Origin of the sequence: Curtobacterium luteum (assembly GCF_001475545.1) — a bacterium.
Taxonomy (GTDB): domain Bacteria; phylum Actinomycetota; class Actinomycetes; order Actinomycetales; family Microbacteriaceae; genus Curtobacterium; species Curtobacterium luteum_A.
On sequence record NZ_LDQC01000126.1, the window covers coordinates 1 to 19942 of the forward strand.

The 19942-nt window shown below is 71.2% G+C and carries 17 protein-coding genes; 9 read left to right on the forward strand and 8 right to left on the reverse strand.

Annotation, left to right across the window (positions count from 1 at the left end; all coding sequences use genetic code 11):
• Positions 1-45 precede the first annotated feature (45 nt).
• Complete coding sequence (locus NS184_RS16315) at positions 46-477, reverse strand: DUF3093 domain-containing protein (RefSeq protein ID WP_058727153.1); 432 nt, start codon at positions 475-477, stop codon at positions 46-48.
• Positions 478-556: 79 nt separating this feature from the next.
• On the opposite strand from NS184_RS16315, the gene dut reads away from it, so the two are divergent.
• The 5 genes from dut (at position 557) to dxs (ending at position 7691) form a co-directional block, all read left to right on the forward strand.
• Positions 557-1048, forward strand: coding sequence for a dUTP diphosphatase (gene dut / locus NS184_RS16320; protein WP_058727140.1), 492 nt, complete (start codon positions 557-559; stop codon positions 1046-1048).
• Complete coding sequence (locus NS184_RS16325) at positions 1045-1764, forward strand: DUF3710 domain-containing protein (protein ID WP_083513785.1); 720 nt, start codon at positions 1045-1047, stop codon at positions 1762-1764. Before dut ends, NS184_RS16325 begins: the two co-directional genes overlap by 4 nt.
• Positions 1765-1910: 146 nt before the next feature.
• Entirely contained in the window at positions 1911-2651 is a 741-nt protein-coding gene (locus NS184_RS16330) for a DUF3159 domain-containing protein (protein ID WP_058727155.1), read from the forward strand.
• A gap of 129 nt (positions 2652-2780) precedes the next feature.
• A complete protein-coding gene (locus tag NS184_RS16335; protein WP_058727141.1) occupies positions 2781-5618 on the forward strand; it encodes an aconitate hydratase in 2838 nt (945 codons plus the stop codon).
• Between the two features lie 132 nt (positions 5619-5750).
• Positions 5751-7691, forward strand: coding sequence for a 1-deoxy-D-xylulose-5-phosphate synthase (gene dxs, locus NS184_RS16340; RefSeq protein ID WP_058727142.1), 1941 nt, complete (start codon positions 5751-5753; stop codon positions 7689-7691).
• 152 nt (positions 7692-7843) lie between these two features.
• Here dxs and NS184_RS16345 read toward each other — a convergent pair whose 3' ends face one another.
• From NS184_RS16345 to NS184_RS16365, 5 genes are all read right to left on the reverse strand, one after another.
• Positions 7844-8194, reverse strand: coding sequence for a hypothetical protein (locus tag NS184_RS16345; RefSeq protein WP_058727143.1), 351 nt, complete (start codon positions 8192-8194; stop codon positions 7844-7846).
• 149 nt (positions 8195-8343) lie between these two features.
• Positions 8344-10482 carry a 3-hydroxyacyl-CoA dehydrogenase NAD-binding domain-containing protein gene (locus NS184_RS16350; protein ID WP_058727144.1) on the reverse strand — a complete coding sequence of 713 codons (2139 nt, stop codon included), beginning with the start codon at positions 10480-10482 and terminating at the stop codon, positions 8344-8346.
• 2 nt (positions 10483-10484) lie between these two features.
• Positions 10485-11705: a thiolase family protein gene (locus NS184_RS16355; RefSeq protein ID WP_058727145.1), complete on the reverse strand. Its 1221-nt coding sequence runs from the start codon at positions 11703-11705 to the stop codon at positions 10485-10487.
• Between the two features lie 126 nt (positions 11706-11831).
• Entirely contained in the window at positions 11832-13094 is a 1263-nt protein-coding gene (locus NS184_RS16360; RefSeq protein WP_083513786.1) for an HRDC domain-containing protein, read from the reverse strand.
• The gene (locus NS184_RS16365) at positions 13087-13671 is read right to left on the reverse strand and encodes a DUF3000 domain-containing protein (RefSeq protein WP_058727146.1); all 585 of its coding nucleotides are present in this window, start codon (positions 13669-13671) and stop codon (positions 13087-13089) included. Before NS184_RS16365 ends, NS184_RS16360 begins: the two co-directional genes overlap by 8 nt.
• Positions 13672-13694: 23 nt before the next feature.
• Between NS184_RS16365 and NS184_RS16370 the strand changes: the two genes are divergently transcribed.
• Positions 13695-14918 carry an alpha/beta hydrolase family protein gene (locus tag NS184_RS16370; protein WP_058727147.1) on the forward strand — a complete coding sequence of 408 codons (1224 nt, stop codon included), beginning with the start codon at positions 13695-13697 and terminating at the stop codon, positions 14916-14918.
• 72 nt (positions 14919-14990) lie between these two features.
• Here the strand turns inward: NS184_RS16370 and NS184_RS16375 are convergent, their stop codons facing one another.
• Both NS184_RS16375 and NS184_RS16380 read right to left on the reverse strand, forming a co-directional pair.
• Positions 14991-15452 carry a SufE family protein gene (locus NS184_RS16375; protein ID WP_058727148.1) on the reverse strand — a complete coding sequence of 154 codons (462 nt, stop codon included), beginning with the start codon at positions 15450-15452 and terminating at the stop codon, positions 14991-14993.
• The gene (locus tag NS184_RS16380) at positions 15449-16360 is read right to left on the reverse strand and encodes a sulfurtransferase (RefSeq protein ID WP_058727149.1); all 912 of its coding nucleotides are present in this window, start codon (positions 16358-16360) and stop codon (positions 15449-15451) included. The genes NS184_RS16375 and NS184_RS16380 overlap by 4 nt, the downstream gene beginning before the upstream one ends.
• Before the next feature lie 135 nt (positions 16361-16495).
• On the opposite strand from NS184_RS16380, the gene zapE reads away from it, so the two are divergent.
• From zapE to NS184_RS16395, 3 genes are all read left to right on the forward strand, one after another.
• Positions 16496-17521 (forward strand): cell division protein ZapE, encoded by a 1026-nt coding sequence (zapE, locus tag NS184_RS16385; RefSeq protein WP_058727150.1) that lies wholly within the window; start codon positions 16496-16498, stop codon positions 17519-17521.
• Between the two features lie 307 nt (positions 17522-17828).
• Entirely contained in the window at positions 17829-19103 is a 1275-nt protein-coding gene (locus NS184_RS16390) for an ammonium transporter (RefSeq protein WP_058727151.1), read from the forward strand.
• Between the two features lie 124 nt (positions 19104-19227).
• The gene (locus NS184_RS16395) at positions 19228-19878 is read left to right on the forward strand and encodes a tyrosine-protein phosphatase (RefSeq protein ID WP_058727152.1); all 651 of its coding nucleotides are present in this window, start codon (positions 19228-19230) and stop codon (positions 19876-19878) included.
• The last annotated feature ends 64 nt before the right edge of the window (positions 19879-19942 follow it).

The following is a 19942-nucleotide window of genomic DNA, read 5'->3' on the forward strand; positions in this document are numbered from 1 at the left end:
CCACGTGCCTCCCGTCCGGCAGCGGTGCTCCCGACGCGGGGCGCCTCAGGCGCGGAGCGCCGCCACCACCTCGTCCGGGCGACGGACGCTCACCAGCCAGTAGGGGGTCGGGTCGGCATCGTCCCGGACCTCGACCTTGACGACGCCCCGGACGTAGCCGCGGAAGAGCGTCCACGCACGCGCGTCGAGCTGCGGCCCGCGCTGCGCCGTCGCCTCGGCACCGGTGAAGCCCTCGACCTCGCCGACGAGCTCCCGCGGCAGGTGTGCCCTGCCGGCGCGGAACTCGGCGTCCGTGACCTCCACCGTCGGGGCGAGCGCCCAGAGGAGCACGAGCACGCCGATCTCCATCCCGATCGCCACGAGCACCCCGGCGAGCACGCTGATGGGGAGGAAGACGAGCAGGCTGGCGGGGATCACGAGGGCCGTCGCCAGGTAGAGCGCCGGCGGGGCCCAGAGTCGTTCGCGGTACAGGGTCACGAGACCATCCCACCACGAGTCGTGCTGGGTCCGTGCCCGCACATCACGGAACGGTCACGGTCTGCACTACCCTCGTCACGTGACCGAACCAGTCGACGTCCTCTGGACCGGGGAGAACCCTCCCCACTACGCCCATCCCGGGGACGCCGGCGGCGACCTCGTCTCCGCCGAGGCCTTCGTGCTGCAGCCCGGGGAGCGTCGACTCGTCGGCACCGGCCTGCGGATCGCCCTGCCCGAGGGGTACGCGGCGTTCGTGGTGCCGCGGAGCGGACTCGCGGCGAAGCACGGGATCACGATCGTGAACTCGCCCGGCACCGTCGACGCGGGCTACCGCGGCGAGGTCAAGGTCGCACTGCTCAACACGGACGCCTCCGAACCGTACGAGGTGCACGTGGGCGACCGCATCGCGCAGGTCGTCGTCATGCCGGTGCCACGGGCCGTGTTCACGCGCGTCGACGAGCTCCCCGAGAGCGTCCGCGGCCAGGGCGGCTTCGGCTCGTCCGGCTACGGTGACCGGAGCGGTACCGTCAGCAGCGCCGCAGAGAACGTCCAGGAAGGAACCCGCGCATGAAGTTCGGCCGCCGCAAGCGTGACGAGGTCGAGGTGGCGGACGCCGTCGCCGACGAGGTGGAGGTCGCCGACACGACCCCCGAGGTGGACATCGCCATCGACGCCGACGCCGACCTCGACGAGGTGGACGCTGTCGCTCCGACGGACAAGTCCGCTCCGGAGGACCGTGCCGAGAACGGTCCGCACGACGAGACCGAGGCGAACCTCGTCCGCCCGTACGTCGACCTCGGTGGGGTGAAGGTGCTCCCGCGCGAGGGTCTGCACCTGCGCCTCGAGGTCGAGGAGGGTTCGCAGCGCGTCGTGGCCGTGGGCCTCGACTTCGACGAGTCCACCCTCCAGGTCCAGCCGTTCGCCGCACCGCGGTCGACGGGGCTGTGGCACGAGATCCGCGCGCAGATCGCCGAGCAGATCGAGGTCCAGGGCGGCGAGGTCGTCGAGGTCGACGGCCCGTTCGGCCCCGAGCTCCGGGCACAGGTCCCCGTCGCGAACGAGCAGGGCATGACCGACGGCACGCGGGCCGCCCGGTTCATCGGCGTCGACGGGCCACGCTGGTTCCTGCGCGGCGTCATCGCCGGCAAGGCGGCGGAGTCGCCCGAGGACGCCGCGGACATCGAGGAGCTCTTCCGGAGCGTGGTCGTCGTCCGGGGCACGACGCCGATGCCGCCGCGCGACCTCATCCCGCTGCACATGCCGAAGTCGACGCAGTCGGCGATCTGACCCAGCCTGGAGGCACGGTGCCGGTCCACGACGACACTCCCGGATCCGACCGGGTCGCGCACGACAGGGCCGCGGCCGACGGCCGCGCGCCCGTCGGGCGCGCGCCCGAGGATCGCGCGCCGGAGGGGCGCGCCGGGGACCCGGCGGTGTCCGACCCGTACGCGGCGGAGCGGGCAGAGCCGTTGTCGCTCAACGCCCAGCTCCGCGACGCCGTCCGGAACGCCGGCATCGGCCAGGTCGCACCGGGCGAGGCGCCCTCCGGCCGTGCGCTGCTCACGGCCGTCGGTGGGATCCGGGGCCTCGCGGAGTCGGTCCTGCCCGGGTTCGGCTTCCTCATCGTGTACGCGGTCACGAAGGAGCTCGTGCCGAGCGTCGTGATACCGGTCGTGATCGGCCTCGTCTTCGTGGTGCTCCGACTCGTGCAACGGCAGTCGCTCGCGATGAGCTTCGCCGGCATCCTCGGCGTGGCGGTCTCGGCGGGCCTGGCGCTGCTGACCGGGAAGGCCGAGAGCAACTTCATCCCGGGCATCGTGATCAACGCCGTCTGCCTCGTCGTGCTGCTCGTGACGCTCGCGATCCGGCGGCCGCTCATCGGCCTGATCGTCGGGCTGCTGCTCCCGCAGGACGAGGACGGCACCGGCACCGACTGGCGCGCCGACCCGGGGAAGCGCCGCGTCCTGACCGTCGCGACCTGGATGTGGGTCGGGCTGTTCGCACTCCGGCTGATCATCGAGATCCCGCTGTACCTCACCGCGCAGGTCGAGTTGCTCGCCGGCATCAAGCTCATCACCGGGGTCCCGCTGTACGCAGCGCTGCTCTGGGTGACGTGGTTGCTCGTCCGGACCGTGTTCCGACACGAGGACGAGGACGACACCGCCACGGTGTAGAGTTGTCTCGACATCGAGATACTTTCCGCCGAGCCCTCGGGCGTCGGCGGGTTTAGGTTTGCCTTGCTGGTGGGACGTTCTGCGGCCCGCTTGGATGGGGGCACACCGATCAACCAGGGAGGCGGCACAGTGGCTGCAGTCAACAGCTTCGGCTCGAAGGACACGCTGTCGGTTGGGGGTGTCGACTACGCGATCCACCGGATCGACACGGTGCCCGGGCACGAGAAGCTCCCGTACAGCCTGAAGGTGCTGCTCGAGAACCTCCTCCGCACCGAGGACGGTGCGAACGTCACCGAGGAGCAGATCCGCGCCCTCGGCTCGTGGCAGCCCGACGCCGAGCCGGACACCGAGATCCAGTTCTCGCCGGCCCGCGTGGTCATGCAGGACTTCACGGGCGTGCCGTGCATCGTCGACCTCGCCACCATGCGCGAGGCGATGGCGCAGATCGGCGGCGACCCGAACAAGATCAACCCGCTGTCGCCGGCCGAGATGGTCATCGACCACTCCGTCGTCGCCGACCTCTTCGGTCGTGAGGACGCCCTGCAGCGCAACACCGACCTCGAGTACGAGCGCAACGGTGAGCGCTACCAGTTCCTCCGCTGGGGCCAGACCGCGTTCGAGGACTTCAAGGTCGTCCCGCCGGGCACCGGCATCGTGCACCAGGTCAACATCGAGTACCTGGCGAAGGTGACCTACACGCGCGAGTTCGACGGCGAGCTGTACGCGTACCCGGACACCCTCGTCGGCACCGACTCGCACACCACGATGGTGAACGGCCTCGGCGTGCTCGGCTGGGGCGTCGGCGGCATCGAGGCCGAGGCGGCGATGCTCGGCCAGCCCGTGTCGATGCTCATCCCGAAGGTCGTCGGCTTCAAGCTCTCCGGCTCGATCCCGGCCGGCGTGACCGCGACCGACGTGGTGCTCACGATCACGCAGGAGCTCCGCAAGCACGGCGTCGTCGGCAAGTTCGTCGAGTTCTACGGCGAGGGCGTCTCCGAGGTCCCGCTCGCGAACCGCGCGACCATCGGCAACATGAGCCCGGAGTTCGGCTCCACGGCCGCGATCTTCCCGGTCGACGCCGTCACGCTCGACTACCTGCGCCTGACCGGTCGTTCCGAGGAGCAGATCGCCCTGGTGGAGGCGTACTCGAAGGCCCAGGGCCTCTGGCACGACCCATCGGTGGAGCCCGCGTACTCCGAGTACATGGAGCTCGACCTCTCCACGGTGGTCCCGTCGATCTCCGGCCCGAAGCGCCCGCAGGACCGCATCGAGCTCTCGAAGGCGAAGGACCAGTTCGAGGTCGACCTCGCCAACTACGCGAGCATCGACCACACCCACGAGGACAAGGCCGTCGCGGACACCTTCCCGGCGTCCGACCCCGTCGCCGCCGCCCCCGGTGACGAGCACGCCGTCGACGACCTGCAGGACGCCCCCGCGTCCGAGGTCCCGGTGCACGCCTCGAGCGCGCCCGGCACGGTGTCGAAGCCGACGCCGGTGTCCGTCGCGGACGGTGACACCTTCACGATCGACCACGGCGCCGTCGCGATCGCCGCGATCACGTCGTGCACGAACACGTCGAACCCGTCGGTCATGATGGCCGCCGGCATCCTCGCGCGGAACGCGGCGAAGAAGGGCCTCAAGGCGAAGCCGTGGGTGAAGACCACCCTCGCGCCCGGCTCGAAGGTCGTCACCGACTACTACGAGAAGGCCGGTCTCACCAGCTACCTCGAGGACCTCGGCTTCTACACGGTCGGCTACGGCTGCACGACCTGCATCGGCAACTCGGGCCCGCTGCCCGAGGAGATCTCGCAGGCCGTGCAGGACAACGACCTCGCCGTCACCGCGGTGCTCTCCGGCAACCGCAACTTCGAGGGCCGCATCAACCCCGACGTGAAGATGAACTACCTGGCATCCCCGCCGCTGGTCATCGCCTACGCCCTCGCCGGGTCGATGCACTTCGACTTCGACAACGACGCCCTGGGCACGGACCAGGACGGCAACGACGTCTTCCTCAAGGACATCTGGCCCGACGCCGTCGAGGTCCAGCAGGTCATCGACGACTCCATCGACACCGAGATGTTCACGCACGAGTACGGCTCGGTGTTCGAGGGCGACGACCGCTGGAAGAACCTGCCGACCCCGACGGGCGACACCTTCGAGTGGGACAGCGAGTCCACCTACGTCCGGAAGCCCCCGTACTTCGAGGGCATGACGATGCAGCCCGACGCGGTCTCGGACATCTCCGGTGCCCGCGTGCTCGCGAAGCTCGGCGACTCGGTCACGACCGACCACATCTCGCCGGCCGGTTCGATCAAGGCCGACAGCCCCGCTGGCAAGTACCTCGCCGAGCACGGCGTCGACCGGAAGGACTTCAACTCCTACGGCTCGCGTCGCGGCAACCACGAGGTGATGATCCGCGGCACGTTCGCGAACATCCGCCTGCGCAACCAGCTGCTGGACGGCGTGGAGGGCGGCTACACCCGCGACTTCACGACGCCCGACGGCGCGCAGTCGTTCATCTACGACGCCTCCCAGCACTACCAGGAGCAGGGCATCCCGCTCGTCATCTTCGGCGGCAAGGAGTACGGCTCCGGCTCGTCGCGCGACTGGGCGGCGAAGGGCACGAACCTGCTCGGCGTCAAGGCGGTCATCACCGAGAGCTTCGAGCGCATCCACCGCTCGAACCTCATCGGCATGGGCGTCGTGCCGCTGCAGTTCCCGGCGGGCGAGACGGTCGAGTCGCTCGGCCTCGACGGCACCGAGGTCGTCTCGATCTCGGGTCTCACGGAGCTCAACGAGGGCCGCACGCCCAAGACCGTCCACGTCACGGCCGAGCCGAGCGAGCACTCGCCGGCCGGCAAGCAGACGGTCGAGTTCGACGCGGTCGTCCGCATCGACACCCCCGGTGAGGCCGACTACTACCGCAACGGCGGCATCCTGCAGTACGTGCTCCGTTCGCTCGTCTGACGGTCGAGAGCACGGGTCGCTGACGCGACCACCCGACGGACTGGAGGCCCGTGGCGACACCGCCACGGGCCTCCAGTCCGTCGTCCGGTTGCGTGGATAGTGTGGGGACCTGCCCCACGAAAGGAGCGCCCCGTGGACCTGCTCTCGAGCATCACGTCGCCGCGCGACCTCAAGCGTCTGTCCGACACGCAGATGACCGACCTGGCCGCGGAGATCCGGCGGTTCCTGGTGGCCGAGGTCGCGAAGACCGGCGGGCACCTGGGGCCGAACCTCGGCGTCGTGGAGCTGACCCTCGCGATGCACCGCGTGTTCGACTCCCCGCACGACCCGTTCGTCTTCGACACCGGACACCAGTCGTACGTGCACAAGCTCGTGACCGGTCGGCAAGACTTCTCGCGGCTCCGGGAACGGGGCGGCATCGCCGGGTACCCGCAGCGCAGTGAGTCCGAGCACGACATCGTCGAGTCGTCCCACGCCTCGTCATCGCTGTCGTGGGCGGACGGCATCTCGCGCGCCTTCCAACGCACCGGACAGGCCGACCGGACCGTCGTCGCCGTGGTGGGTGACGGGGCGCTCACGGGCGGGATGACCTGGGAGGCGCTCAACAACATCTCCGACAGCAACGACCGCCGACTCGTCATCATCGTGAACGACAACGGGCGCTCCTACGCGCCGACGATCGGCGGCATGGCGCGCTTCCTCAGCTCGGTGCGGACCCGGCGCGAGTACCGCGCGCTCTTCGAGAAGTCGCAGGCCGTCGCGTCGCGGTTCGGGGCACCCGGTCGGGCGTTCTACCGCGGGATGCGCGGCGGGCTGCACGGGTTCTTGTCGCGGTTCACGAACAACGAAGCGTTGTACTCGAACCTCGACATCAAGTACATCGGCCCGGTCAACGGGCACGACCAGCGCGCGATGGAGGCTGCCCTCCGGCAGGCGAAGGCGTACGGGGCGCCGACCATCGTCCACGCGATCACGGAGAAGGGGCACGGGTTCGAGCCGGCACTCCGTGACCAGGCCGACCAGTTCCACGCCGTCGGACACATCGACCCGGAGACGGGGGAGTCGCTCGACGTCTCGTCGGGGCCGTCGTGGACGTCGGTGTTCGCGTCCTCGCTCGCGGAGGTCGGTGGTGCGGATGAGCGGATCGTCGCCATCACCGCTGCGATGCTCCGCCCTACGGGGCTGCACCTGTTCCAGGAGCAGCACCCCGACCGGGTGATCGACGTCGGGATCGCCGAGCAGCACGCCGTCACGACCGCCGCTGGTCTCGCGTACGGCGGACTGCACCCCGTGGTGGCGCTCTACGCGACGTTCCTCAACCGGGCGTTCGACCAGGTGCTCATGGACGTCGCGCTGCACAAGGCCGGCGTGACCTTCGTCCTCGACCGCGCAGGGATCACCGGGCCCGACGGGCCGTCGCACCACGGCATGTGGGACCTCGCGCTCCTGCAGGTCGTGCCCGGCATCCGGATCGCCGCACCCCGTGACGCCGCGACCCTCCGCGAGGAGTTCCGCGAGGCCGTCGCGGTCGACGACGCCCCCACGGTGCTGCGGTGGTCGAAGGGGCAGGTCGGGCCGGACATCCCCGCACTCCGCCGTCTCGACGACGGTGTGGACGTGCTCCGCGAACCGTCGTCCGACCAGGAGCCCGACGTGCTGTTCGTCGCCGTCGGGTCCATGGTGCCGGTCGCGCTCGAAGCGGCCGCGCTACTCGAGGCGCAAGGCATCGGCGCGACCGTCGTCGACCCGCGGTGGGTGGTGCCGATCCCGGCGTCGCTCATCGACCGCTCGCGGGACCACCGCCTGGTCATCACGATCGAGGACGGCGTGCGGGTCGGGGGAGTCGGGACCCGACTGCGGCAGGACCTGCGGGCGGCGGGTGTCGACACGGGTGTGAACGAGCTCGGGCTGCCGGACGAGTTCATCGACCACGCGTCGCGGTCGCAGATCCTGCAGGACGTCGGGTTGACGGCGCAGGCGATCGCGCGGGACGTGATCGACCAGGTGGTCGGGACGAAGGTGCCGCAGGCGAAGCCTGCGCGGTCGAGGTCGAGTGCGGGAGCGGAGCGGTGACGCGCGGCGGCGAGGTCGCGGGTCAGATCGACGAGGTCGACCTGCGCGAGCAGTCTGAGGACGTTGCCGATCTCCGTGCGTACCGTTCTGCGCTGGCAGATGACGACGGGCAGCGTGTCCCGCTCGACGCGCTCCGCGCGGAGGACTGAGCGTCACTCCTGGTGCGTGCCAGCCGTCACGACGAGCTGGCGGAGGATCGCGCGAGCCATCGGGGTGACGAACAGCACGCGACCGAAGTCTGCGCCGTCGCGGCCCTCGCGGAGGATCTCGACACGGGACGACGACGGTCCCTCTCGGTGGAAGGCGAACACGATGTTCTCGGCGCGGAGCGCGAACGAGGTCCGGCGTCCGACCACGGCTCCGTCGGCACGGATCTCCATCGCGGCGGCTCCCGGCACGGCATCGACCGCGCGCTGGAGCAGCGCCGGTACCTCGGCGAGCGGGATCGGCACGACGACCGACGGGCGGTTCGTCGTCTTGGGTGCCCACCACTCCTGCCGCATGCGAGCACGCTACGCCGGGCGGAAGATGGAGGCGCGCGACGGGGCAGTGCGAGTGGCGCCGATCGCGTTCGCACAACCGAAGTCACCCCGAACCACGGGAAACCGCGGTTCGGGGTGACGTTGGTTGTGCGCAGGCGCCGCGCGGGCCGTCAGCGCGAGGCGGGCCCGACGATCGCGGGGTCGTGGAACCGACCGCCGAACACCCGCTCGGACGCGCCGGAGCGGTCGAGGTACGGGCTGATGCCGCCGGCCTGGAACGGGTAGCCCGCGCCGAGGATCAGCCCGAGGTCGATCTCCTCGACGTGCTCGACCACGCGGTCCTCGAGCATGCGGTGCACCTCGTCGGCCAGGGCGTCCTCGAACCGCTGCTGCATCGTCGCCGCGTCGACCGGTCGCGCGTCCTTCTTCGACGGCGCGACGAGCTTCACGGCGGCGGGGTCGTACCCGGTCGCGTTGCCCTTCTTGTCACGGGTGAGGATCTTCCCGTGCTCGGCGATGCGCTTCAGCCCGTCACCGGGGTAGAAGCGCTCCGGCCAGGCGGCGTGGTGCGAGTCGAGGACGTGGGCACCGACGGGCAGGCCGACGAGTTCGAGCAGCTCGAAGGGTGACATCGGTAGGCCGAGCGGTGCCGCGCCCTCGGCGACGGTCTCGAACGGGGTGCCTTCCTCGACGCCGCGCATCGCCTCGCCGAGCACCCGGGCCAGCACGCGGTTGACGACGAAGCCCGGTTGGTCGGCGGTGATGATCGCGGTCTTCTTGAGGGTCTTGGCGACGGCGAGGGCCGTGGCGAGGGCCTCGTCCGAGGTCTTCGCGGCGCGGACCACCTCGAGCAGGGGCATCACGGCGACCGGGTTGAAGAAGTGGAAGCCGACGAGGCGCTCCGGGTGCTCGAGCACCGACGCCATCTCGTCCACCGACAGCGACGAGGTGTTCGTCGCCAGGATCGCGTCGGGCGCGATGACCTGCTCGATCTTCCGGAACACGTCCTGCTTGACGCTCATCTCCTCGAAGACGGCCTCGATGACCCAGTCGGCGTCCGCGAACGCGTCGTACGACACCGAACCGCTCACGAGGGCCTTGATGCGGTTCGCGTCGTCCTGGGAGATCCGCTTCTTGGCGAGCAGCTCATCGACCGAGGACCGGATGCGCTCGACCCCGGCGTCGACCCGTGACTGGTCGACGTCGGTGATGACGACCGGGACGCCGAGACGGCGGGCGAACAGCAGCGCGAACTGCGACGCCATGAGCCCTGCGCCGAGGACGCCGACCTTCGTGATCTTCTTCGCCTCGACGCCCTCGGGAGCACCGACGGGCTTCTTCGCGCGCTTCTGCACGAGGTCGAACGCGTACATCGACGCGGCGAACTGGTCCCCGGCGAGCAGATCGGCGAGGGCGTCGTCCTCGTCGGCGAAGCGCTCGTCGAGCGAACCCGACTTCGCGGCTGCGACGAGGTCGAGGGCACGGAACGGTGACTTCGGGACGGTACCGATCTTGCTCGCGACCTGTCCACGCGCGACCTTGACGACCGTGCCCCACGCCGCCTTCTCGAGCATGCCGGGCTCGTTCTTCCGGACGACCTTGGTGCGGCCGGCAACGACACCGTCGGCCCAGGCGACGGCGGTCGGCAGGAAGGTCACCGAGGGGATGAGGGCGTCACCGATGCCGAGCTCGACCGCGGCCTTGCCGTCCATCAGACGGTTGTTCTTGAGCGGGTTCTCGACGATGACGCGGAGCGCCTTCTCCGGGCCGATCAGGCGGGGGAGCAGGGTGGCGCCGCCCCAACCGGGGATGATGCCGAGGAAGACCTCGGGCAGCCCGATGCCCTGCGCCGCCGAGGAGAACACGCGGTAGGTGCAGTGCAGGGCGATCTCGAGCCCGCCGCCGAGCGCGATGCCGTTCACGAAGGCGAACGACGGCACGCCGAGGTCGGAGAGCTTGCGGAGCGTGGCGTGACCGAGGACGCCGAGCTCGTGTGCGACCTTGCGCGAGGGGAGCGCCGCCGCCTGGGACAGGTCCGCGCCGGCAGCGAAGCAGTACTCCTTGCCGGTGATCGCGACCGCCTGGATGCTCCCGGCGGACGCCGCGGCGCGCAGGGTGTCGAGCACGTCCGACAGCTCGCGCATGGTGCGCGGCCCCAGGGTCGACGGGCGCTTGTAGTCCTTGCCGTTGTCGAGCGTGACGAGGGCGAGCGTGCCGCCGGACGGCAGCGGCACGTGCTTGACGTACGAGTGGGTGACGACCTCGTCGGCGCTGAGTTCCGTCAGCTGGTCGATCGGGGTGGTGGTCATGATCAGGCGTCCTTCCGGGCGGAACGGGCGGCGGACTTCGAGTAGTTCGGGTTCTCCCAGATGACGGTGCCGCCCTGGCCGAGCCCGATGCACATCGTCGTGATGCCGTACTGCACGTCCGGGCGCTCGGCGAACTGCGCCGCCAGCTGCGTCATGAGACGGACACCACTGGACGCGAGCGGGTGGCCGACGGCGATCGCGCCGCCCCAGGCGTTCACGTTCGCGGAGTCCTGCGCGATGCCGTAGTTGTCGAGGAACGCCAGCACCTGCACGGCGAACGCCTCGTTGATCTCGAACAGGCCGATGTCGTCGATGGTGAGGCCCGCCTTGGCGAGTGCCTTGTCGGTCGCGGGGACCGGGCCGATGCCCATCACCTCTGGGTCGACCCCGGCGAAGGCGAAGGAGACCATGCGCATCTTCTGCGGCAGGCCGTGTTCCTTCGCGGCGTCGGCGGAGGCCAGGAGGCTCATCGTGGCACCGTCGTTGAGGCCGGCGGCGTTGCCCGCGGTGATCCGGCCGTGCGGGCGGAACGGTGTCTTGAGCGCGGCCAGCGCCTCGAGCGTGGTGCCGGGGCGCGGCGGCTCGTCCTTCGTCACGAGGTCCCAGCCCTCACCGGTGTTCACCTCGACCGGGACGACGTCGGGCTGCAGCTTGCCGGCGGCCCACGCGGCGGCGTAGCGCTGCTGCGACTGCACGGCGTAGGCGTCGGTGCGGTCCTTCGTGATGGCCGGGAAGCGGTCGTGGAGCCGCTCGGCGGTGGACCCCATCACGAGCGCATCGGTCGCGACCATGCGCTCGGCGACGAAGCGCGGGTTGACGTCGGCACCGAAGCCCATCGGGTGGCGTCCCATGTGCTCGACGCCGCCGGCGATCGCGACGTCGGCGGAGCCGAACGCGATCGCACCCGCGAGGGTCGTGACGCTCGTCATCGCGCCGGCGCACATGCGGTCGATCGCGTAGCCCGGCACCGACTTCGGCAGACCGGCGAGCATCCCGACGGTCCGGCCGAGGGTGAGTCCCTGGTCACCCTGCTGGGTCGTGGCGGCCACGGCGACGTCGTCGACCGCCGCACCGTCGAGCTGGCTGTTCCGATCGAGCAGGCCGCGCATCGCGTGGACCGCGAGGTCGTCGGCGCGGGTCTTCCAGAACACCCCCTTCTCACCGGCTCGTCCGAACGGTGTGCGCACACCGTCCACGAACACGACGTCTGCTGCCTTGGCCAATCCGGGCCTCCAGATCCTCTTCGATCGAGTCGGGGCACGTTCCGCCCCGACCGGCCGGGCCGAGCCCGGCGACGGTACCGACGCTATGCCCGCCGCCTGGGCGGACGCATGCCGGTTGGGGTGTTCCTACGAGTCGGTGTTGCTCTCAGCAGCAGGCTCCTGTGCAGCAGCGACAAAGGCCTCCGCGATGATCGAGGCGGTCTCCTCGACCTGCCACGGCCGGGCGTCGTGCACGGCGAGGGCGGCTCCGACGGTCTCGGTCGCGATCGGCGTCGGGGGCTCCCACGACACCGTGCGGAGGGTGTCCGGGGTGAGCAGGTTCTCGACGGGCAGGTCGAGCGCCTCGGCACGGGCGACGACCGCGGCACGAGCGGCCTTGTAGCGGCGGTCCGCCTCGGGGTTCCGGTCGGCCCACGCGCGGGGCGGCGGCAGCGACGGGTCACCGGCGGCGCGGAGCCGGGGGAGGTCCTCGGTGGTGCGCCCGGCCTCGACGGCGGCCCACCAACGGTCGATCTCGCTCCGGCTCGCCCGTCCGGTGAAGGCCTTGAGCCCCGCGAGCTCGCCCTTCGACGCGGGGTTCGCGGCCGCGGCGGCGACGATCGCGGCGTCGGGGATCGTGCGGCCCGGGGCGATGTCGGTCTCCCGGGCGTACTCGTCCCGCGCCGTCCAGAGCGCGCGGGCGATCGCGAGCGCGCGGGCCCCGCGGAGTGCGTGCATGCCGGAGAGCCGTCGCCACGGCTCGGCGCGGGGCGGCTTCGGGGCGCGCGTCAGGACGGCCTGGAACTCCTCCTCGGCGATGCGCGTCTTGCCCGCCTCCTCGAGCACGGCGGCGAGGGCGTCACGGAGGTCGGGGAGCAGTTCGACGTCGAGCGCGGCGTAGACGAGCCAGGACTGGGGGAGCGGTCGGGTCGACCAGTCGGCGGCGGAGTGCGCCTTCGCGAGCGTGATGCCGAGCAGCTGCTCCACGACGGCGCCGAGCCCGACCCGGGGGAAGCCCGCGATGCGCGCGCCGAGTTCCGTGTCGAAGATCCTCGTCGGGACGAGTCCGACCTCCTGCAGGCACGGCAGGTCCTGCGACGCGGCGTGGAACAGCCACTCCTCGTCGACGATGGCGTCCTGCAACTCGGCGAACGAACCGATGGCGATCGGGTCGAACAGGAACGATCCGGCGCCACGTCGGAAGACCTGGATGAGGTAGGCCCGCTGCGAGTACCGGTACCCGCTGGCGCGTTCGGCGTCGACGGCGACCGGTCCGTCACCACCCGCGATCGCCTCGACCGCGTCGAGGTACTCGGTGCGCGACTCGATCACGTGGACCGTCGCGTGCCCCTCCTCGAACGGGGACGTCGCCGACGCACCGGCGCCGGTCGACGGAGCGGGGTCAGTCACGTGCGGTCCTCCTCGGGGCCAACAGGGTCACGCCGTCCGAGGTGGGCGGCAGGCCCGCGAGCATCGCGACGATGTCCTCCCAGGCCCTGACGTGCGCGGTGAGGTCCTCGTCGCGCGGCGTCCACGACGCCCGCAGTTCGAGCTGCGCGCCGTCGCCCTGCGCCGCGAGGTCACCGTACCCGCGCGAGATGATCTTCGTGGCCGTCCCGGAGGCGTGGTCGTACGTGGCGCCGTGCGCCGCGAGCGCGTCGACGAGCCAGCTCCACGTCACGTCTGCGACGAACTCGTCGACGCCGATCTCGGGTTCGAGCGGTGCCTGCGCGAACGTCACGATGCGGAACGCGCCGTCCCAACCATCGGGTTCTTCGGGGTCGTACAGGGCGATGAACCGGCCCGTTCCGAGGTCGGAGTCGACCCCGTGCGCGGCGCCGGAGACGTCCGCTGCGAGCGCGAGGGACCACGGCGCGATCCGCGACGGGGAGGGGATCTCGGTGACGGTGGTCTCGGTGCGCGGCCGGTCGGACGCCACGAACGCGCGGAGCCGCGCGAAGGCGTCGGGCTCTCGGGATTCGGACACGGATGCAGACTAGGCTCCCGGGCATGCCCGGATCCGCACGACCCGCCGAGGACGCCGTCCAGCGATCGGCCCGGTCGGCCGGGGTGGTGGCGCTCGGTGCAGGGCTCGCGGCCGCCGCCGTCGGTGCCGCGGTCGTCGGCGGGTTCGTCGCCGCGGTCGCACGAGCCGTCGTCACGCCGGACCGCAGGCGCACCGAGCGGGTCCCGATCCACGCGGTCGACCCCGACGCCCGGACCGTGACGATCGAGCGCACGGCGGACACGGAGCTGCAGGGGCGGTACAGCCTCTGGTTCGGTGCCGGTACCGGCCACATGCGCGTCGGGGAGGTCCTCGGCACGACCGACACCACCGTCACCCGTCGGATCATCGCGATCGACGCCGGCGACCCGAGGAACGCCCGCCGAGGTCGGTGGGGCGGCTGGTTCTACCTCACGCCCGGCGAGCTCGACGTCCCCGTGGAGGACGTCGACGTCCCCACCCCGAACGGTCCTGCGCCGGCCTGGGTGGTCCGGGCGGACGACCCGGAGGCGCCCTGGGCGGTGCTCGTGCACGGCCGCGGTGTCACCCGCGCCGAGACCATCCGCGCGGTGCCCGTGTTCCGTGCCGCGGGCTACTCGGTGCTCCTCGCGTCCTGGCGCAACGACGGTGTCGCCCCGCGGAGCGTCGACGGTCGTTACGGCCTCGGCAGCACCGAGTGGGAGGACGTCGACGCCGCCCTGCGCTGGGTCGCGGGCGAGGGCGCGACCAGCGTGGTCCTGATGGGCTGGTCGATGGGCGGCGCGGTGGTCCTGCAGACGCTCCTGCGGTCATCGTCGGCGCACCTCGTGGACGGTGTGGTCCTCGAGTCCCCGGTCGTCGACTGGCACGCGGTCCTCAAGTCGCAGAGCCGGCTGCTCCGGTTCCCGAAGGCGGTGCGGAAGACCGCGCAGTGGCTGCTCCGGGCGCCCGTGCTGCACCGTCTCGCCGGGCTGCGGGCACCGGTCGACCTCCGCGAGCTCGACATGGTCGCCCGTGCCGACGAACTCCACGTCCCGATCCTCCTGCTGCACAGCGACGACGACGGCTTCGTGCCCTCGTCGGCGTCGCACGACCTCGCGCGCGTCCGGTCCGACATCGTCCGGCTCGAGGTGCAGCACACCGCGCGGCACACGAAGCTCTGGAACCACGACGCCGACTGGTTCGACGCCCGCATCCTCGCGTGGCTCACCGAGGTGGTGCAGCACCAGGGTGCGGCGCGCGCGTCGTAGACGCGACCCACCGACGGACGGGAGGCCCGTGGCGGGTCCGCCACGGGCCTCCCGTCCGTCGGGTGCGCAGGATCAGGCGGAGGCCAGCGCGCGCACCTGCCGTTGCACCCGGCCGAGCATCCCGACCATGCCGCGGATCCGCAGCGGGCTGACCGCCTCGGAGAGCCCGATCGTCAGCGGGTAGTCGGCGGGGACGGCGAGGACCTCGGCGACCGTCAGACCGGACAGCCCCTGCGCGAGGATCGAGGCGAAGCCGCGGGTGGTCGGCGCCTCGCGCGGTGCGGTCGCGTGCATGCGGACGACGTCGGGGGCGTCGCCGTCCTCGCCGACCGTCACCGTGATGAACACGGGGGACTGGCACTCCTCCACCCGTTCGAGCTCGTCCTCGTGGCCCTGCAGCCGCTCGGGCAGCGCCGGGAGTTCGTCGGAGAACTCGAGCAGCAGCTGCAGCCGGTCCTGCTGGGAGAGCTCGAGGAAGTCGTCCCGGATCTCCGCGAGCGTCGCCGGCAACGCCGTGGTGTCGCCGTCGGTCATCGGGTCGGGACCTCGCCTGGCTCCGAGCCCTGGACGATCGGGACGCGCACGGCGCTGCCCCACTCGGTCCACGAGCCGTCGTAGTTGCGGACGTCCTCGTACCCGAGGAGGTGCTGCAGCACGAACCAGGTGTGGCTCGACCGCTCGCCGATGCGGCAGTACGCGATGACCTCGTCGGCGTCGCCGATGCCCGCACCCTCGCGGTAGATCGCGTCCAGCTCGGCGCGGTCCTTGAAGGTGCCGTCGGGCGCCGCCGCGGTCGCCCAGGGGATGTTGACGGCCGTGGGGACGTGCCCGCCGCGGAGGGCGCCCTCCTCCGGGTAGTCCGGCGCGGTCGTCCGCTCGCCGGAGTACTCCGGAGCGCTGCGGACGTCGATGAGCGGCTTGCCGAGGTGGGCGAGCACGTCCTCCTTGAAGGCGCGGACCTGCTCGTCGCTCCGCTCGACGACCGGGTACTCGACCGGGGTGACCTCGGCGCGGTCGGTGGTGAGGGCGCGGCCCTCGGCGATCCACTTCGCCCGGCCGCCGTCGAGCAGGCGGACGTCCTCGTGTCCGAACAGCGTGAAGACCCAGAGTGCGTACGCGGCCCACCAGTTGTTCTTGTCGCCGTAGATGACGACCGTGGTGTCGCGGGCGATGCCCTTGCCGCCGAGCAGCCGGGCGAAGGCCTCGCCGTCGATGTAGTCGCGCTGCACCGGGTCGTTGAGGTCGGTGTGCCAGTCGATCTTCACCGAGCCGGGGACGTGCCCGGTCTCGTAGAGCAGGACGTCCTCGTCGGACTCGACGACGACCAGGTCCGGTGCGCCGACCCCCGCGTCGAGTTGCTCCTGCAGCCACTCGGTGGAGACGAGGCGCTCCGGGTGGGCGTAGGCGGCGAACTTCTCGGACGGGTCGACCGGTGCGGTCATGGCGTGCTACCTCCAGGTGGTGATCGGGCGCCGGACTAGGATCGGTCCTCGGTGCCTGTGGGCAACGGTACGCGTGCGGACCGTGCTCCAGCCGCAACGTTGCACCGCACGACATGCTTCCCGGAAGGGCCGTCCTTGCCTGAACTCGCCACGGAGCCGAGCCACCTCGTCGACCGCGACCCGCAGGTGTCCCCGCAGCAGATGGCCGCGGCACTCGTCCCGCCGCCGCAGTTCGCGGACGCGTCGTTCGAGTCGTACCGACCGGACCCCGACTACCCGTCCCAGGCGTCGGTCCGGGATGCCGTGGAGGCGTTCGTGACGGCCGGCGGCGGCGGGGCAGCGCCGCGACGGGGACTGTTCGGGCGGCGCCGGAGTGCTGCTCCGGAGGCGGCCGCGAAGTCGGGGGTGTACCTCGACGGCGGGTTCGGCGTCGGCAAGACCCACCTCCTCGCCGCGGCGTACCACGCGGCCTCGGGGCGGAAGACCTTCGGCACGTTCATCGAGTACACCGCGCTCGTCGGGGCGCTCGGGTTCCAGGGCACCGTCGACCTGCTCCGCGGCACGGCGCTCGTGTGCATCGACGAGTTCGAGCTCGACGACCCCGGCGACACGATGATGATGACCCGGCTCATCAAGGAGCTCTCCGAGACCGGCACCCGCTTCGCCGCCACCTCGAACACGCCTCCCGGGGCACTCGGTGAGGGTCGGTTCGCCGCGCAGGACTTCCTCCGCGAGATCCAGGCGATGTCCGACCGGTTCGACACGCTCCGCATCGACGGGCTCGACTACCGCCGCCGTGCCGTCGACGAGTCCGCCGCGGTGGTGTCCGACGTCGCGGCGGCGTTGCCCGCCGGCGCCGTCACCCTCGACGCCTTCGCGGACGTCGTGGCGCACCTCGGCACCGTGCACCCATCGAAGTACGTGGCGCTCGTCGAGGGGCTCGACGCCGTCGGGCTCACCGATGCGGAGCCGTTCACCGACCAGACGGACGCGCTCCGCTGGGTCGCGCTCGTCGACCGGCTGTACGACGCGCAGGTGCGGATCGTCGCCTCCGGTACGCCGCTCGACGCCGTCTACCCGCAGACGATGCTCGAGGGCGGGTACCGGAAGAAGTACCTGCGCGCGGCGTCGCGCGTGGTCGCGCTGACCCGCGCCGCCTGAGGCGTGGCGGCTGCGGTGCTGTGTCCGGAACCTGGTTCCGCACGACGGCCGGGAGGCTCGTGACGGGCCCGCACCGCGCCTCCAGTCCGGTGATCACCACCTGACGTCGCGACCGTCCAGACGGTCGCAGGGGAGTCGCGGGCCCCGCCCAGCGCACCTGCTGCCCGCCGAAACACAACGTTCACACGACGCGACATGGCGTTACATCCGCGAAACAGATCGTGCTCATCGGTGAAACAGCACCTCGCCAAACTCGACAGCACCCGAGGCGGTCCAAGAGCCGTTCGTGCAATCGAGAGGTGAACAGATGCTTGATCAGGGCAACACGACCTTCGTGTTGGTCATGGCGGCGCTGGTGTTGTTCATGACACCCGGCCTGGCCTTCTTCTACGGCGGTCTGGTGAAGGCCAAGTCCGTCATCAGCATGATGATGATGTCGTTCGGCGCCATCGCACTCGTCAGTGTCCTCTGGGTGCTGTACGGCTACGCGATCGCCTTCGCGAACACCGGGCCGCACACCGCGGTCAGCGGCGTCGTCGGGTTCTTCAGCATCGACTGGAACCTGATCGGCCTCGGCCAGGCGTTCGAGGAGGCCAAGGCCTCGACGATCAACGCCGCGTACCCGTCGATGGCGTTCGTCGGCTTCCAGGCCACGTTCGCGATCATCACCGTCGCCCTGATCTCCGGCGCCATCGCCGACCGCGCCAAGTTCGGCGCCTGGATGCTCTTCGCGGGCATCTGGGTCACCGTCGTGTACTTCCCGGTCGCCTCGTGGGTGTTCAACCTCACCTCGGGTTGGGCCGCCACGTGGGGTGTCATCGACTTCGCCGGTGGCACCGCGGTGCACATCAACGCCGGTGCCGCCGGTCTCGCCCTGGCGCTCGTGCTCGGCAAGCGCGTCGGGTTCGCCAAGGGTGCGCACAAGCCGCACAACCCGCCCTTCGTGCTCCTCGGTGCCGCGATCCTCTGGTTCGGCTGGTTCGGGTTCAACGCCGGTTCCGAGGGTGCTGCGGACGGCATCGCCGCGATCGCCTGGGTCAACACGCTCGCCGCTCCGGCCGCCGCGATCCTCGGCTGGCTGCTCGTCGAGAAGCTCAAGGACGGCAAGGCCACGTCCGTCGGTGCCGCCTCTGGTGCCGTCACCGGCCTCGTCGCGATCACCCCGGCCTGCGCCGCCCTCACCCCGGGCTGGGGCATCCTCCTCGGGTTCCTCGCCGGCATCGTCTGCTGCTTCGCGATCGACTGGAAGTACAAGCTCGGCTTCGACGACTCGCTCGACGTCGTGGGCGTCCACCTCGTCGGCGGCATCTTCGGCACGCTGTTCCTCGGCTTCTTCGCCAACGACACCGGTCTGATCTACTCCGGCTCGTTCGTCCAGCTCGGCAAACAGGCGGCCGCCGCCGGCGCCGTCGGTCTGTACTCCTTCGTCCTGGCCTTCGCGATCGGCTGGGTCATCGAGAAGACCATCGGCTTCCGCGTGAAGACCGAGGACGAGGTCGCCGGCATCGACACGGCGGTCCACGGTGAAGAGGGCTACGTCCTCTACGAGGAGCGCGACGAGACCCCGGTCTCCGTCCGGTAGCTCCGGCTCGACACCCCGACCGACGGGCCCCGCGCACACAGCAGGCGCGGGGCCCGTCGGCGTGCGGGGGCGCGGCCCGTCGGGTGGGCGTCGGCATCGTCGCCGTTCCTGGCAGGGTGGAGGCATGACGACGACGTCCACGCTGACCAACCTCCGGCCCGTCGGCAGCCCGGACCTGCAGGCCGGCCGCCCCCGGACCGTCTACCGGGCGAACACCGAACCGGTACCCCCGACGGCGTACCCGCAGGGTCTCGCGCTCGTGGTGGACCTCCGCCGCGGCGACGAGGTCGCCCGCGTCCCGCATCCCCTCCGGGAGACGCCCGGCTACCGGCAGGTGCCGATGTTCGACCCGTCCGTGCCCGAGTCGGGGGCCGCCGCCGTCACGCTGGAGGACCAGTACACCGACTGGGCCGAGCGCCACGCTGCCGGCATCGCCGACGCACTCCGTGCAGTCGCCGGCGCGGACGGCGACGTGCTCGTGTGCTGCTCGGCCGGGAAGGACCGCACGGGGATCGTCGCGGCGCTGCTCGCGTGGCACTGGGGCGCGTCGATCCCCGCGGTCGCGGAGGACTACGCGGCGAGTGCGGCCGGGCTCGTCGAGCGGTTCGCGGCCGAGCGGGCGGCGAGCGACGACCCGGAGGCGACCGCGGTCGCGCAGCGGTGCGTGCCCGAGATCATGCGGACCGTGCTGGAGCGGGTCGAGGCGCGGTGGGGGAGCGTCGACGCGTACCTGCGGTGGCTCGGGTTGAGCGAGGCGGAGATCGCGGCGCTCTGAGGCGCCGTCAGGTGGAGCGGGACGCGAGCGGCGCGGACGCCGCGGACGGACTGGAGGCACGTGG

Coding starts and splice junctions, on each gene's coding strand:
- NS184_RS16380 (WP_058727149.1), bottom strand. CDS start 16,360: ATGACCGCACCGGTCGACCCGTCCGAGAAGTTCGCCGCCTACGCCCAC.
- NS184_RS16325 (WP_083513785.1), top strand. CDS start 1,045: ATGAAGTTCGGCCGCCGCAAGCGTGACGAGGTCGAGGTGGCGGACGCC.
- NS184_RS16390 (WP_058727151.1), top strand. CDS start 17,829: ATGCTTGATCAGGGCAACACGACCTTCGTGTTGGTCATGGCGGCGCTG.
- NS184_RS16375 (WP_058727148.1), bottom strand. CDS start 15,452: ATGACCGACGGCGACACCACGGCGTTGCCGGCGACGCTCGCGGAGATC.
- NS184_RS16370 (WP_058727147.1), top strand. CDS start 13,695: ATGCCCGGATCCGCACGACCCGCCGAGGACGCCGTCCAGCGATCGGCC.
- NS184_RS16350 (WP_058727144.1), bottom strand. CDS start 10,482: ATGACCACCACCCCGATCGACCAGCTGACGGAACTCAGCGCCGACGAG.
- NS184_RS16395 (WP_058727152.1), top strand. CDS start 19,228: ATGACGACGACGTCCACGCTGACCAACCTCCGGCCCGTCGGCAGCCCG.
- NS184_RS16345 (WP_058727143.1), bottom strand. CDS start 8,194: ATGCGGCAGGAGTGGTGGGCACCCAAGACGACGAACCGCCCGTCGGTC.